The following is a 15340-nucleotide window of genomic DNA, read 5'->3' on the forward strand; positions in this document are numbered from 1 at the left end:
CCAGCTCGTCCACGTTCAGTTCGCGAATATGACTGGGCGCTGGCGCCTCAGCCACCGCGACCATGCGGCTGTTGGCCAACACTGCCTCCAGCCGCTGCGCCTGCTCATCGCCGATTTCTGCCTTCACCATGTCGTACATCGGGTGGTTGGCGTGGGTGTGGCCACTGCCGGGAATGCCCACGGCAATGATATTGTCGGCAAACAGCTCAGCCAGCTGGCGGCGCGTCTCGGCATCGGCCTGCCAGAAGCCCTTGTCGATGGCCACCAGCATCACCGCCAGAATATTGCTCTGCACATGGCGGCGATGGCCCTCGCCGAGAAACTCGTCCACACCCAGACCGAGGCTGTCGTCGACATACACTGCCTTGACGTCCTGCCAGACCTTGTCGCTGATGATCTCCGGGCTGGTCACCTGCCAGCCCCACAGGTATTCAATAAACTCGCTGCCCATGGTGCGCGCCCCGGCATAGCCCTCCTTCATCAACGGCGCGATCCACTGGGGGTTTAAAAAGCGTCCGCGCAACTCACCGAGCAGCGCCTGCGACAGGCTGTCGATACGCAGCTGATCGCTGTTGGCGTGATTAATGACCGCGCTGGCGGGCTGGCGGCCACTGACCGCTTCTACGGCCAGATTCAAACCGCCGAGGTAGTCAAAGGCGTCGTTGTTGTCTATCAGGCCGTAGAGATTGCTGGCCCGCCCGAGAAAGGTTTGCGACACCCCCGCCAGCTGGCGGCGAAACAGCGGCTGCGCCGACTCGCCCTGCATGCCGATGCCGTAGGCGTGGCCCATGCGCTTAATAAACACCTCAGCCAGCTCCTCGCGCTGCTGCCAGGCTGAGGAGCGTTCGGCAAGCCGATTGATACCGGCGCCGTAGGCACCCGGCGCAATGCCAAACACCCGCAGACTGGCCTGCCGGCCGAGTTCAGCGGCGCTGAGCGCGGGGTTTTGCGCGAGCATTGCCCGCGCCTCGCTCACCCAGTTAGCCGCCAGCAAATTCTGCTGCAGCGATTCGCCGCCACCGCGCTGCCAATCGCCCAGCGGCGCCAGGGCCTCGCGCAGTGCCACGGCCAGCGCCGGATAGTCGCGCACAATGGTGTCGCGGCTTGCGTCCAGCGCCATCAGCACCGCCTTGTCCAGCAGCGCCAGGTGCTCGCCGTAGAGGTCGCGAAACAGCCCCGAGGTGGTAAACAGCACATCCAGTCGCCGCGCCTGCTCGGGCCCCAGCGGCAGGCGCTCTAAACCTTTAATAATGCCGCGACTGTTCCACAGTGGCCGCACACCCAGCAGGCGCAGGCCAAAGGCGATCATCGCGCCCTCGTCGCGCACCGCATCCGAGGCCCAAAGAATCACCCCCTGTTTATTGCCCTCGCCGGGGCGGTGAGCCGCTATCGCGGTCGGGTCGCCGGCGAGCACCGTGCTGGCCAGCTGACTGCCGATGTCGTAGCCCACCCGCGTGGGCAGCAAGCTGCCGTCCAGCGCGTAAAAATTGCGACCGGTAGGCAGGGCCTCGGGGGTGCGAATCGGGTCATTGCCCTTGCCCGGCGCGACAAAACCGCCATTGAGGCCATTCAGCAGGGCGCGCATTTCCGCCGCCGGCGAGGCGCGCAGGTCGCGCCGCCATCCCGCCTTGTCGGCGCTGTCATTGCCGTCGAGCATGGATGCCAGCATGGTGTCCACCGCCTCGGGCGACCAGTCGCGGCCAAACACATGCAGGCCCAAGGGCATAAAACTCTCCTGGATATTGGTCAGGTAGTGGCCGACCTCGTGCAGCAAAAAGTCCTCGTCAATATCGTCAAAGCCGACGCCGCGCACCTGCAACTCCTCATCCATACTGGCCACCAACTCGTCGCGCAGCTGCAAGTCGTCGATACGGCGGCGCAAGCTGTCGACCGCGCGGCTGCGCGTCGCCGCGTCGGCCGCCGCCTCGGCGCTTTCTATCAACTGGCGCAACTCCAGCAGATTGTCGTAGAGCTCGGTGATCGCCAGCGGCGGCGTCAGGTGGTCGACCATCACCGCCAGACCGCGGCGCTTGGCCTGAATACCCTCGCCGACGCCGTCGACAATATAGGGATAGATACCCGGCAGTTCGCCGGCCACCAGCGAGGGGTAGTCTTCGCCACTGAGCCCGGCGCTGCGCTTGGGCAGAAATTCATAGGTGGAGTGGCGGCCGACATGCACCACCGCATCGGCGGCGAAGCGCTGCTGGATGTAATGATAGAAGGCCAGATACTGATGGGGCGGCGGAAAGGACAAGTTGGCGTGCAACAACTCTTCGTTAATTTCCCAGCCGCGCGGCGGCTGCGGGCCGACAAAAACATTGCCGAACTGCAGGCCGGGAATCAGCAGATCATCCGCCCACACCATCACCTTGCCCGGCGGCTGCCCCCAGCCGCGAATCCCTTCAATCTGCAGGGCAATTAGCGCCTGCAGCAGGGCCTGGCTGCGCTGCCAGTCCACGGCCTGCCCCGCCGCGACAGCGGCAATTTGCGCCGCGTAGTCGCTGTGCAACTGAGCCAGCAGGTCCAGTGCGCGCTCGCGCCCTTTGTGGCGCAGGCCGTCCAGGGCGTGGTGGATATCGCGCACACTGTTGTCGGTGTAGGCCGACAACAATGCCAAGCGCCGCTGCCTGACGCTGGCACGCCCCTCCTGCTGGGCGGCAAGCAGGGCGCTGCGCAGGCGGTTGTGCAGGGCGGCCAGGGGGCCATCGCGCATTTCCGCCTGCACCACGCCGGGCAGTGTGGCAAACCACTGGCTGTAGTCGCTGCTGCTCAGCGTCGCCACCTCTGTGTGCATGGCGGCCAGGGCCTGGGCGTCTTCGGGCAGGTTGACACCGCGCGCCTGCAACAGCTCGAGCAGTGCCTCGGCATCGGCGGGCAATTCACCGGTGTGATAGCCCGCTGCCTGCAGCGCCCGCAGCATCTCTAGCAGGCTTTCCGGCACATTGAGGTTGTCGGCGCCAATATTGTGCCGGCCCGGCGGGTGGTTGTAGTAGACAATGGCAATGCGTTTGTCTTGATTGGCCTTGGTCTGCAGGCTCAGCCAGCGCTCGATGCGCCGCGCCTGCCGGGCAATCTCCGCCGACTGCGGACGACTGCGATACACTCTGGCTCCGGTCAGCGGGTCAATGCGGCTGTCCTGCGCCAACGCCAACACCTGCGCCTGGCTCACGCCCTGCAATTCAGGCATTGCCAGTCGGTAGTGAACCGAGTCGCGCGGTATACCCTGAGGCGACAGCTGGTAGTCCGCCGCCGTCCACTCGGCCAGGCGCAGGCCCTTGAGCACCGGCACATTCAAGCTGTTCAACAAGACCTCGACGCGCTCGCGCCCCTCGCCGCCGCCGATGACAAAGTCCTGCAGCGCCAATACCGCCCAGGGGCTGGCCGCCATGGCGCCGGTCATTAGCGCGCGTATCTGTTCCACCGCCGCCACACTGGCCTCTCCCCAGGCCGCCAGTACCGACACGCACTGGGCAGCAATCGCCGCGCAGAATTCGCGGTGCAGGGCCCATTCGCCGCCCAAGTCGCCGGTGTCGTGGTCGAGAATCCACAGCAGTGGCCGCCCCGCCTCAAGCGCCTTTGGCAAGTCCTCGGCCGACAGCCAGCGGGCCTGCTCGGCGCCGTGCAGGGCAAAACGCAACTCGGCCACCGTTTGCAAGGGCGGGCGCAGCTGACCGCCACTGGCCACCAGCGTCAACAGACTGCGGGCATTGTCTCGCGAGCGATGCAGCCAGTAGGCCCGCGCCTGCAGCCAATCGGCATAGGCGGGAAACGCCTGCTGTTTGGCGCGAAGGCTTTCGCCGCTGGCCAGCGCCGCCTTGTCGCCAACAATATGCTCGGGCAATCCGCCGGCAAAGGGCTCGCCGAGTCGGTCGCGCTGCAGCGCCAGCAAGCGGCGGTCACTGTGAATCACCCAGCGCGGCTGCGCCGATGGGTAGTTCATGGCCAGCAAGCGCTCCACCGGCTCGCCAAATACCGCCAGCATCAGCAGCGACTCGCTGGACCAAATCAGCGCTTGCAGCTGGGCGTCACTCATCTCGTCGAGCTGACTGACGGTGCGCACTTGCAGGCGCAGTTCGCCATTGGGTGCGGCATCGCTTTCACTGGCGGCCAACAGAATAGGCGCCGAGCGATCGGAGACGATAACCAAGACATCGGCGGACGGCCTCGCCTGTGCCGGCAAGACCCACAGGCATAGCAAAATCGCCAACAAATAGGGCTTAACAGAGTTGGGGCTGGACATGTGGATCCCTTGTATGTCGGCCAAGCGACACCTAAGTAGTGAGACACACGCAGGGAGGCATATAGATAAACGTCGTAAATCTGGCACCCCGCCACGATAGCGCTAAACAACATTTCGGGCCGGTCTCCGGACTCATAGGCACGCGCTTGCGTTGGCTCTCGCCTTCCCATAACCGAGGTTACAGTGGCTGCCAAACGCGGGGCGCGTTGGCGTGAGAGCGGTTTACCTATTTACCGTTGCGGGGGCAGTACAGGCCTTGCGCACAATAATGTGCCGCGCACCTGTTTCCCGTTTAACCCGCGCGCTAGATCAGCGCGCAGGCACCTGAAACGTGGGCGATCATACCGTTTGCACTGCGCCAGTCAAGCACCAGCGCACCGGCCACCACGATAAAACACTTGCGAGCGGGCCTTTGCGCAGCCACAAAAATTCAACGTTTCCGGCAACAATCAGCACACTCCCCCGCCAACTGCAAGCCTCAATCCCGGGGATGTGCCCAGCCGCTAAAGCCGCTATCGTCATTCGCTGCGCACTGCGCTATATGGATATCACCGCCACGCGACAACGCGATTTGCTGGAGCTCTAGTGAAAAAACTAATAATTAGCCTCACCCTATGCCTGCTCTCTCTTTCTGCGGCCGCCGAATGCCAGCGCAGCGAACTGCCCCGCGCTTTTTACGGCGACCTTCATGTGCACACCGGCCTGTCCAACGATGCCTTTGGCATGGGCACCCGCGCCGGCCCTGACGCGGCCTACCGCTACGCCAAGGGCGAGACCATCAGCGTGTCGCCCACCCTGGAACTGACGCCGTCGACACAGCTGGATTTCGCCGCGGTTACCGACCACGCCGAGCAAATGGCCGCGGCCACTATCTGCGCCCAGGCCGACCACCCCAACTACAACAGCTGGGCGTGCCGCATCGAACGGCGCCTGCCGCGCGCCGGCATCCTGCTCAATCAAATTGCCAGCCACTGGTTCGGCGATGACCTCGGCGCCTGTGCCGATGGCGCCTGCGCGCGCGCCTACTCCGGCGCCTGGCAGCAAACCGTGGCCGCCGCCGAGCAGCACAATCAGCCCTGTGAATTCACCAGTTTCGTCGGTTATGAGTGGAGTGGCCGAGTGGACAACGGTCCAACCATCCACCGCAATGTGATCTTCAATCAGGATCCGCAAATTGCCCTGCCCTTTGATGCCTTCAGCTACCCCGAGCCCGAGCAGCTCTGGCAACAGCTGCGCCAGCACTGTGCCGACCAGAGTAACGGCTGCGATGCGGTGACCATCCCCCACAACAGCAATCTCAGCGAAGGCCGGATGTTTAGCGCGCTGACACCCGACGGTGGGCTGACGCCTGAGCAGGTCGCCGAGCGCGCCCGCTTTGACCGCCTGGCCGAGATTATTCAACACAAGGGCGCCTCCGAGTGCTACTACCAGCCCGGCGACAGCGACGAAGCCTGCCAATTTGAATTGCTGCCCTACGACTCCTTCATCGGCAAGATGGCGCCACCGCTGGCCAAGCCGCCGAAAAACGACAGCAGCTTTCTGCGCAATGCCCTGAAAGAAGGCCTTCGCTATCAACAGCGCGACGGCGTCAATCCCTTTGCCACCGGCTTTATCGGCAGCACTGACACCCATATTGTCAGCCCGGGACAGGTGAGTGAGGCGGGCTACCGCGAGCACCACAACAAAGAGCAGCCCAGCCCTGCCCTGGGCCAAATGCTGCCCAAGCCGACGGAGCTCAACCCCGGCGGTCTCGCGGTGCTATATGCGCGTGAGAACAGTCGCGAAGCGCTATTCGATGCCATCAAACGCCGCGAGGCCTATGCCACCAGCGGCCACCGCGTGGCGGTGCGCTTCTTTGCCGGCGAAGACTTGCCCGCCGACCTCTGCGAGCGCCAAGACGCGCTGCAGCAGGCCTATGCCCGCGGCACGCCGATGGGCGGAGAAATTCGCGGCGGCGACAGCCCGCGCTTCTTCCTGTCGGCATTAAAAGCCGCCGACAGCCCCGCCCAGGCCATGCCGGGGCTGCGCAAATTGCAAGTCATCAAAGGCTGGCTGGACGACAAGGGCAATAGCCACGAGAAGGTTTTCGACCTGGCCAGCAGCCCGGCGCTGTCCAGCGACTTTGCCAGCTGCCGAGAGGTAGAGGCCCGCAGCGCCTCGCTGTGCGCCAGCTGGCAGGACCCCTTATTCGACCCCCAGCAGCAGGCGTTCTACTACGCCCGCGTACTGGAGCAGCCCAGCTGTCGCTGGGATCAATACTACTGCGAGGCGGTGGTCGACCGCTGCCCGGAACTCGACAGCGAAGACCCCGCCCATCAGCTGTGCTGCCAAAGCGCCCCCAAGCGCATTCAGGAACGGGCGTGGACCTCGCCGATCTGGTATTCGCCGGCAGCCGGCCAATAGCCAGTCTGCTCCGGGCAGCGTGGCCGGCGATGTGCTGGCCACGCTGCCGCCAGCGAGCGCCGGCAAGGATATTCAGAACGCTTGCGCGGTCGCTACTCGCTCGTCCAAGCTCTACTCGCCGTGCAGCGGCGCCTCTATGGCCGCAGCTCGATACTCTCGGGGAGAAACGCCCGTCCAGCGCTTAAAGGCCCGGGTAAAACTCGAGGTGTCGGCAAAGCCGAGCAGATAGGTAATGTCGCTCACGGTGTACTGCTTATCCGCCATATACGACAGGGCCAAGTCACAGCGGGTATCGTTTAAAATGGCCTTGTAGCTCGTCTCCTCGTCGCTGAGCTTGCGCTGCAAGTTACGCAGGCTCATGTTGAGCGAGCGCGCCAGCTCTTCTCGCGACGGCACCCCCATCGGCAACTGTTCCACCAGCACGGCGTGCACCCGATCTGCAATCGTCTGACACTGATGGCCGGCAAGGTAGTCGGCCAGTATTTTGTCATTGTGACGCGCCAGCTCGGCATTCGCCGAGGGCAGGGGAATATCCAAAACCTCGCCGGCAATATAGATCGCCGTTTCTGCCGCAGAAAAGTACAGGGGCGCGCGAAAAGTGGCCTCGAAGGCCTCACGTTCAGCGGGCGCGCTGCGGCGCAGGCAGACTTTTTGCGGTGAAAACTCCCGGTCATACAAGCTCCGGCAACCTCGGACGATAACCGCCAGCATCGCATCCAGGGCTTCGTCAGCGGGTTGCAGCACGCCCGGCAGCGGGTGAATAACAAATTTCGCCCCGCCTGGAACCGCGACAAATTCCAGCTCGGCGGCATCAGACACAATCTTAAAATATCGCTCTATACGCTCAAAAAAATCCCTCAGGCTTGTGCTGGCCAGCAGGGAAAATCCCAGCGCGTGAAAGGTGGTCTGATTAATATTTTTCGCCACCAGCAGCCCGAGGTGAGCCTGGCCTGTCGCAGCCACGGCCAGGCGCCACAGGGCCGAGGTGTTGGCCAGCGGATAGCGGGCATTGGGATCATTGAGGGCGGCCATATCCAAACCCGCCTGTGCAAACAGCGGGGCGCCGTCAACACCGCCCTGCTGAAGCGTCATCTGTATGGCTTTAATCCAGCTGGCCAGGGAGGTGGCATTTCTTGGCATAGTGCGGTCTGTCTGTCGCATCCGGCTAAAAGTTTGGCGCGTTGGGGCCTGCGCGGCCACCAAGGCAAGCCTATATTAGCAGCCATCTGTGCAATAAGGACAAACCGATGACAAACGCTACAACACTCGATCCGCGCCACAGCCCGCTGTCTGACGCAGAAAAAACCGCCCATATCCGCCGCACTGTGCTCGCTGCCGGAGAGGAATTGCGCGCACGCCACCCCTGGCTGCGACACCAGAGTGCCATAGGCGCCGGCATCATGTTGTTATCACTCACAGGTATGCTGGGCACCGCCTACTTATACTATCTGGATGTCGTCGCCTGGTACCTGTGCGTGCCGATTATCGCCATCTTCGCGTCGTTTATTCACGAGCTTGAACACGACCTGATTCACCAGATGTATTTTCGCAAACACCCGGCCATTAATAGCTTTATGCTGGTGCTGTGCTGGATCGCCCGGCCGAGTACCGTCAACCCGCTGCGCCGGCGCAAATTACACCTCCACCACCACAAGGTCTCGGGAACCGACTCCGACCTAGAGGAAAGGGGGATTACCAATGGCAGCCCCTGGGGACTGCGTCGCCTGCTGATGACCGGCGACAATATGCTGGCCGTTTATCTGCGGCCGCAGGAAACCTTGGATATGGTTAAAAAATTCATCGCTGCACAAAAGCCCGCCGACAGCAAAGCCTACAAGGCATTGGCTTGGGAACAGCGGTTGAGTTACCTCCCCCTCGGCAACCTGTACTACCTCGCCTGGCACGGTCTCATTGCCTATTACCTGGTCGCCAATATTGCCGCTGCCATCGGCAGCCCTCTGGCCCTGCCGGCCTGGGGAAGCTCATTATTGGAGGTGCTCAACTTCCTGGCGGTGACACTGATGCTGCCGAGCTTTCTGCGCACCTTTTGCATACATTTCATCAGCTCCAACATGCACTACTATGGCGACGTTGAAGCGGGCAATGTCATGCAGCAAACCCAGGTGCTAAACGCCTGGTATCTGCTGCCCTTCCAGCTATTTTGCTTTAACTTTGGCTCTACCCACGCCATCCACCACTTTGCCGTTAGGGAGCCGTTTTATATACGCCAGTGGACGGCCAGTACCGGCCATAAGGTGATGAGGGAAATGGGTGTGCGGTTTAATGACATGGCGACATTCCGCCGGGCCAACCGCTTTCACATGGCAACGGCGCCGACAGCGGACAGCTCAGCGGACGCCGCCGCCAGCTATTAAAGCGACTCACTAGGCGGACGCCACGGACGGCAACCGTCTAGCGAGTCGGGCGCTGTCCACCACAGAGAATATCGGTCACCACTTCGGTATCCATATATTCTTTCAGCTCGACGATCAGTCCGTCTTTAAAACGGAACAAAAAGTGGTAGTAGTTTCTATATTGCTGGCCAGAGCTGTGCAGGCCACAGCTCTCGGCCTCCATCGCCACGCGATCGCCCTCGGCGGTGGTGGCGTGGACGGTAAAACGCAGCCCGTCGGGAAAGGCGTCCAGCACCCCAACGGCGGAACTGGCAATTTGTTGAAGATTGTAGTGGCCGGAGATCAGTGTATTGCCCGAGGTCCACAGCATCGCCTCGGGATGGTAGAGCGCCAAAAAGCCCTCGGTATCCCCCGCTGACAAACGCTCAATAAAATCGATCGCCACACGGCGGTGGCGTTCACTCTGCTGACTATCCGCCATCGGCTTCCCCTGCTTCTTTTTTCAGTTTTGGCAACAAGCCCAACAGGGCCATGCGCATTTTCGAGGCGCGAGGGTAGCCGATGTATTGGGTGAGAAACAACACCGCCTCTTCCAGCTGTGCCTCATCCAACTCACCGCGCTTATAGGCCGATTGCGCCTGAATGGTAAAGGTCATGTCTTCGCCCTGGGCGGCAATCGCCCCCAGCAATAACAAGCGGCGATCGCGAATACTCAGGGTATCGTTGTCCCACAAATCGCCAAACAAGGAGCCCAGCATAAAATCAAAAAAACGATCTTGGCCCTCTGCCGGCGGCTCCGGCAGGGCGTTGCAATACACCTCTTTAAACTTGTCGACGCCGCGCTGGCGTTTACTGTCAGTCATAACTCCTCCTACACCCGCATGAACTGACCACCGTCCACATTGAGCACATGGCCGGTAATCCACGACGCCTTTTCAGACAACAAAAACAGCGCAGCATCAGCCATATCGTCGGGAGTCCCCAGACGGCTGAGCGGCATCTGTTTGACCAACTCGTCGGCGTAATCACCGGCGGTATTGCGCAGGCCCTGAGTTTCGGTCGGGCCCGGTGCGATGGCATTGATACGAATCTTGCGCCAGCCCAGCTCGCGGGCCAGCGAACAGGTCAAACCGTTGAGGGCGAGCTTGGCCACGCCGTAGAAACCAATATTCATCCACGCCGCGGTCGACGACTGATTCAGAATGGCACTGCCCTCGGGCATATGCGGCACACAGGCGCGCGCCATTAGCAGGCTGCCGTGGACATTGACCCGCATAAACTTTTCCAGGTAGTCCATGTCGACATTCAGATAGCCTTCAATTTTCATGTCGCCAAAAATCGCCGCGTTATTGATCAGAAAATCAATGCGACCGTAGGCGGCCTTGGCCGCTGCCGCGCAGGCCAGGCAGGAGTCCTCGTCACCGACATCGGTGCGCACAAACAGCGCCTCGCCGCCCTGCTCGCGAAGCTCGGCCGCGACGCGTTCGCCCTGCTCGACGTTTAACTCGGCCACCACCACCTTCATGCCCTCGGCGGCGCAGCGCTTGGCATAGCCCTCACCAATCCCCTGGCCGGCACCGGTGACGACCACCACTTTGTCTTGAAAGCTCATTATTATTTTCCTTCTTTAGCGTTTGTTCAGGCCTGTTCTTGCGGCAGCTCGACGCGCATGCCATCCATTTCCGGCGTCACGCTGATTTGACAACCCAGGCGACTGTTGGCGCGGCGGTCGATGGCATTTTCCAGCATGGTGCTTTCACCGTCGCTCATCGCCGGCATTTTGTCCCGCCACTCCTCGCGGATGTAACAGTGGCAGGTTGCGCAGGAACAGATGCCACCGCACATGCCCTCCACCCCCGGCACCATATTCAAGGTAGCGCCCTCCATCAGGCTCATTTGTTCATCGACTTCTACCACGTGCTCGGTGCCGTCGTGTTCAACATAGGTAATCGCAACCATGATTTGCCTCTCCTATAATCTAATTTTTTCTACCGGGGTGCAGGGTCGCACCTCCAGCAAGTCCACCGACACACCGGCTGGCATTTGCAGGCAAAACAGCAGCGACTGCGCCACGTGTTCAGGCTGCATACCGCCGTCCATCGTTGGCCCGCACTGCTGCCAGGCATCCACCGCTATCTTCAGTCGTTCAAAATCCCAACCGGCGGCAAAATCGGTCATCGCCGCACCGGGGCGCAAAATCGTCACGCCAATTCCGGCCGGCGCCAGCTCGCGGCGCATATCGCGGCTCAGCCGCTCCACCGCCGCCTTGGTGGCCGCATACAGTGACAGCCCCGCCATTTCATCGTGGTGCTCGGCGCTGGCGCTGCTGACATTGACGATGCGGGCATTGGCCGACTGCTTGAGCCAGGGAATAGCCGCGCGCGCGCAGTACACCAGCCCGGCAATATTCAGCTGCAGCTGGGCGGCGATATCGCCGTCGCGCTGATCCTCGGCAAAGCCCGGCCGCGCCATGCCGGCATTGTTCACCAGGCCATCGATAGCGCCAAAGTGCTGGGCAATCGCCGCCACGGCGCGGTCGACGGCGGCGCTGTCACCGACATCGGCGGCCACCGCAAAACTGTTTTGTCCGAGCTGCGCACACGCGGCTTCCAGCTTGTCGGCACTGCGGGCAATCAGGCCCACCTTGGCGCCGGCCTCGATCAAGGCGCGCGACATCGCCAAGCCGAAGCCGCTGGAGGCGCCGGTCACTACGATCACCCGCTCGTGCAGAGATTCCGCCATGTCGCCCTCCTACACTGCGATCGCAATGGTTTTGGTCTGCAGATACTCGTCGAAGCCTTCCGGCCCCATCTCGCGACCGATACCGCTTTGCTTGTAGCCGCCAAAGGGCGCATCGGGGCCGAGAAAATTGCCGCCGTTAACGTTCATCGTGCCACTGCGCACCCGGCGGGCGAAGGCCAGCGCACGCGCCTCGCTGGCGGAATACACGGCGCCGGACAGGCCGTAGGGCGAGTCATTGGCGATGCGCAGGGCCTCGTCTTCGTCGTCAAAGGGAATCACCACCAGCACCGGGCCAAAGATTTCCTCCTGGGCGATGCGCATGTCATTGCGCACGTCACTGAAAATGGTCGGCTCGACAAAATAGCCGCGTTCGACATGGGCCGGCACGCCGCCGCCGAGGATCAGCCGCGCCCCCTCGCGCTTGCCCAGCTCGATATACTCCAGTACCCGCTGGCGCTGGCGCTCGCTGATCAGCGGCCCCTGCATCTCACCACTGGTATCACTACTGCCGTAGCTCATGCCGCCAATATAGGCGCAGAGCAGTGCCTCGGCCTCGGCCAGTTTTTCTCTGGGCACCAATAGCCGCGTGGTGATCGCACAGCCCTGACCACTGTGGGCGCAGATGGCCAGCGCGCCAAACAGTGCCGAGCCGAGATCGGCGTCGTCCAGCACTACCATGGCCGACTTGCCGCCCAACTCGAGAAACACCCGCTTGACGGTCTCGGCGGCATTGGCCATCACCCGCTTGCCTATCGCCGTGGAGCCGGTAAACGACAGCACATCCACCCGCGGATCGCGGCTGAGAAAATCGCCAATTTCCGCCGGCTCACTGGCGGTGAGGACATTAAACACCCCCGGCGGCAGCCCCGCTTCGCTGGCGATGCGGCCCAGCAGGGACGCCGTCCACGGCGTTTCCGGGGCCGCCTTCAGCACCACCGTACAGCCCGCCGCCAGCGCCGGCATACACTTGGCCAAATTGATTTGAATGGGGAAATTCCACGGCGAAATCGCCGCCACCACACCAGCGGACTCCTTGCACACCAGACGGCGACTGCTGATGCCCATCACTTCGAACTCGCCGATGTCGCGCTGCCATTCAAACTGCTGCAGGTAGTCCAGCGGCCAACTGGCCATAGCCACCGGGCCGTCGCACTGGGGGCCGTTGACGAAGAACTGGGTGGCGCCGGTTTCGGCCGCCACCGCCTGGCGCAGGGCGTCGATATGCTGATTTAATCCCGCCACAAAACGCCGCAGGCAGGCCAGCCGCTTGGCGTGATCGGTAGACCAGTCGCTGTGATCGAAGGCGCGCCGCGCCGCGGCCAGAGCCGCCTCGGCATCGCTTAGGCTGGCATCGGCGGCCACCCCGACCACCTGTTCACTCAGCGGGCTGATGTTGGCGTACTGACGGCCATTTTCAGCGGCGCGCAATTCGCCGTTGATATACAGGCGCGCTTCGCCAAAATCCGGCTGCTGGGCAACGTTAAATTCTGTCATAGCAACTCCGCTATTATTATGTTCGTTATTACTGCGTCGCTTATTACTACTGGTGACCGCTGCTATCCCGCGGCGATGGGCCTGGCCATAAATACCGCCTCAATATGGCGGCGCACCACTTCGGTCTGCGGCAAGTTCAGCGCCAGCTGCTGGGCTAACAGCAGGGCATGATCCAGGTCTTTTTCGGCAAGGTTGGCAAAGGGGCCAAAGATGCTGCGCATATCGTCGTCACTGCAGGCCGCGCGCACGCCGTCGCGACCATCGATAAACTGCTTCATCATCGGCGACACCACACCGTTTGCCGCACCAACGTCATATAAGGCCTGCAGTTCAACACCGGCGGCGCGCAGCAGCGCGGTGCCCTCGGAAATCGCCGAGAACGCGGCATAATTCATCAGGTTATTCGCCAGCTTAACGACGGTGGCATTGCCGACATCACCGGCGTATACCACCTGCTTGCTGGTACAGGCGAACATCGGCTGGCAGCGCGCAACGGCATCGGGCTCGCCGCCGGCCATAATGCACAGGCTGCCATCTGCCGCGCCGCTGGCGCCGCCACTAATCGGCGCGTCGACGATGTGAATGTCGCACTGTGCGGCGTCAACTGCCCAGCGGCGAATACTGTCGCGGGTCACCGTGGAATGTATCGCCAGCACGGTGCCCGGCGCAGCACAGGCCAGCATGCCGGGGCGAGTATCGTCGCCATACAACAGCTGGTCGACATCGGCGTCATGGCGCACGCAGATGCCAATCAGGCTGCAATTTTTCGCGATGCTTTCGGGGCTATCGGCAGCGCGGGCCCCCAGAGCCACCATCTCGGCCACCGGCTCGGCGACCACATCGTAAACGCTGACACTCAGGCCCTGCTCACTCGCCCCGGCCACCAAGTTACTGCACATCGGCTTGCCGATATTACCCAGACCAATGTATCCACAGTGAATCATCGTCGCCTCCTAGCGCGTCGGCGTGAAGCGCATCGGCAAAGTAGTAAAGCCGCGCACATTGGGATTGTGGGTGCGGTCACTGCGATCCATGTCCAACTCGTAGTCCGGCATCGCCTTGAGCAGCTCCTCAAAGCACACCCGCACTTCCAGGCGCGCCAGCGCCGAGCCCAGGCAGGCGTGAATACCAACGCCAAATGCCATATGGTCGCGGGCGCCGCGCGTCACATCGTAGTGGTCGGCATTGTCATAGCGGTCTTCGTCGCGACTGGCCGAAATAATGCACAGGCCAACCCGATCGCCGGCCTTCAGTTGTCGGCCGCGAATTTCAACATCTTGCATCACCGTGCGGCCGATCATCTGTGTCGAGCCATCGAAACGCAGGGTCTCCTCCACGGCGTCGGCAATACGCGCCGGGTCGTCGATCAGCAATTGGCGCTGCTCCGGGTATTGCCACAGGCGATAGCCCATATTGCCAATCAGCTTGGTGGTGGTTTCATTGCCGGCTACCGCCAGCAAAATGCCAAAGCCGATAACATCATCGTGGGTCATTTTGCCGTCTTTCTCAGCCTGCAAAACACAGCTGAACATATCGTCGGGGTCGAAGGGCTTTGCCGCCAGCTCGCGGGCCAAATTGTCAAAGTATTCGGCCAGCTTGAAATAGGCATTCACATTCGCCTCGCTGATGCCGAACTGGCCATCCTCGCGATAGATCAGATCATCGGCCCAGCCGCGCACCGTCGCCTGTTCGGCCTCGGGAACATGGATCATGGTAGAGATCACATCCATCGGCAAAATGGCGCTGAAATCCTGAATCAGGTCCATTTCACCCTTGGCGAGATGCGGCGCGATTAGCGCGCGGGCCTTGCGGCGAGTGTAGTCTTCCAGACCCGCGATGCGCTGCGGCACCATCAGGCCCGACAGCAACTTGCGGATCCGCGTGTGGTCCGGCGGGTCCATATTAATAAACATCGGGTAACCGGCCGAGGCGCTCTGGTCGGACTCCAGGGCCGGGCCATTAATACTGCTGAAGGTCTTAAAGTCGCGAAAAGCTTTGAAGCAATCCTCCCACTTGGTCAACAGCCAGAAGCCGTGCTCGGCGTTGTAATACACCGGCGCCTCCTCGCGCAGCCGCCGGTAATGCGGATAGGGGTCTTCGTGTACAG

At 62.0% G+C, this 15340-nt stretch carries 12 protein-coding genes and 1 riboswitch; of the genes, 2 read left to right on the forward strand and 10 right to left on the reverse strand.

All coding sequences use genetic code 11. The annotated features are described in order from the left end of the window. Window positions 1-4240 (reverse strand): cobaltochelatase subunit CobN (locus ABYM29_RS11425; protein WP_372864892.1); only part of this gene is annotated, 4240 nt, incomplete at its 3' end. Window positions 4241-4339: 99 nt separating this feature from the next. Continuing rightward, a riboswitch (cobalamin riboswitch) is annotated at window positions 4340-4583 on the reverse strand. Between the two features lie 242 nt (window positions 4584-4825). On the opposite strand from ABYM29_RS11425, the gene ABYM29_RS11430 reads away from it, so the two are divergent. Next, window positions 4826-6643 (forward strand): DUF3604 domain-containing protein, encoded by a 1818-nt coding sequence (locus ABYM29_RS11430; RefSeq protein ID WP_372864893.1) that lies wholly within the window; start codon window positions 4826-4828, stop codon window positions 6641-6643. 111 nt (window positions 6644-6754) lie between these two features. On the opposite strand, the gene ABYM29_RS11435 is transcribed toward ABYM29_RS11430, so the two are convergent. Beyond that, window positions 6755-7783 (reverse strand): AraC family transcriptional regulator, encoded by a 1029-nt coding sequence (locus tag ABYM29_RS11435; protein WP_372864894.1) that lies wholly within the window; start codon window positions 7781-7783, stop codon window positions 6755-6757. A gap of 107 nt (window positions 7784-7890) precedes the next feature. Here ABYM29_RS11435 and ABYM29_RS11440 point away from each other — a divergent pair, with 107 nt between their 5' ends. Next, window positions 7891-9018 carry a fatty acid desaturase gene (locus ABYM29_RS11440; protein ID WP_372864895.1) on the forward strand — a complete coding sequence of 376 codons (1128 nt, stop codon included), beginning with the start codon at window positions 7891-7893 and terminating at the stop codon, window positions 9016-9018. Window positions 9019-9055: 37 nt separating this feature from the next. Here the strand turns inward: ABYM29_RS11440 and ABYM29_RS11445 are convergent, their stop codons facing one another. The 8 genes from ABYM29_RS11445 to ABYM29_RS11480 all read right to left on the reverse strand — a co-directional run. After that, window positions 9056-9478 (reverse strand): nuclear transport factor 2 family protein, encoded by a 423-nt coding sequence (locus ABYM29_RS11445; RefSeq protein WP_372864896.1) that lies wholly within the window; start codon window positions 9476-9478, stop codon window positions 9056-9058. After that, window positions 9468-9860: a carboxymuconolactone decarboxylase family protein gene (locus tag ABYM29_RS11450; RefSeq protein ID WP_372864897.1), complete on the reverse strand. Its 393-nt coding sequence runs from the start codon at window positions 9858-9860 to the stop codon at window positions 9468-9470. Before ABYM29_RS11450 ends, ABYM29_RS11445 begins: the two co-directional genes overlap by 11 nt. Before the next feature lie 8 nt (window positions 9861-9868). After that, on the reverse strand, window positions 9869-10609 hold the full coding sequence (locus ABYM29_RS11455; RefSeq protein ID WP_372864898.1) for an SDR family oxidoreductase: 741 nt from the start codon (window positions 10607-10609) through the stop codon (window positions 9869-9871). 26 nt (window positions 10610-10635) lie between these two features. After that, window positions 10636-10956: a 2Fe-2S iron-sulfur cluster-binding protein gene (locus ABYM29_RS11460; RefSeq protein WP_372864899.1), complete on the reverse strand. Its 321-nt coding sequence runs from the start codon at window positions 10954-10956 to the stop codon at window positions 10636-10638. 12 nt (window positions 10957-10968) lie between these two features. Beyond that, window positions 10969-11739, reverse strand: coding sequence for an SDR family oxidoreductase (locus tag ABYM29_RS11465; protein ID WP_372864900.1), 771 nt, complete (start codon window positions 11737-11739; stop codon window positions 10969-10971). A 9-nt stretch (window positions 11740-11748) separates the two neighbouring features. Next, window positions 11749-13233: an aldehyde dehydrogenase family protein gene (locus ABYM29_RS11470; protein ID WP_372864901.1), complete on the reverse strand. Its 1485-nt coding sequence runs from the start codon at window positions 13231-13233 to the stop codon at window positions 11749-11751. Between the two features lie 62 nt (window positions 13234-13295). Then, complete coding sequence (locus ABYM29_RS11475; protein ID WP_372864902.1) at window positions 13296-14177, reverse strand: NAD(P)-dependent oxidoreductase; 882 nt, start codon at window positions 14175-14177, stop codon at window positions 13296-13298. A gap of 9 nt (window positions 14178-14186) precedes the next feature. Further along, window positions 14187-15340, reverse strand: a 1154-nt coding sequence (locus ABYM29_RS11480) for a cytochrome P450 (protein ID WP_372864903.1), incomplete at its 5' end; no start/stop codon positions are given.

It is taken from the genome of Spongiibacter sp. (genome assembly GCF_041602295.1).
GTDB lineage: Bacteria > Pseudomonadota > Gammaproteobacteria > Pseudomonadales > Spongiibacteraceae > Spongiibacter.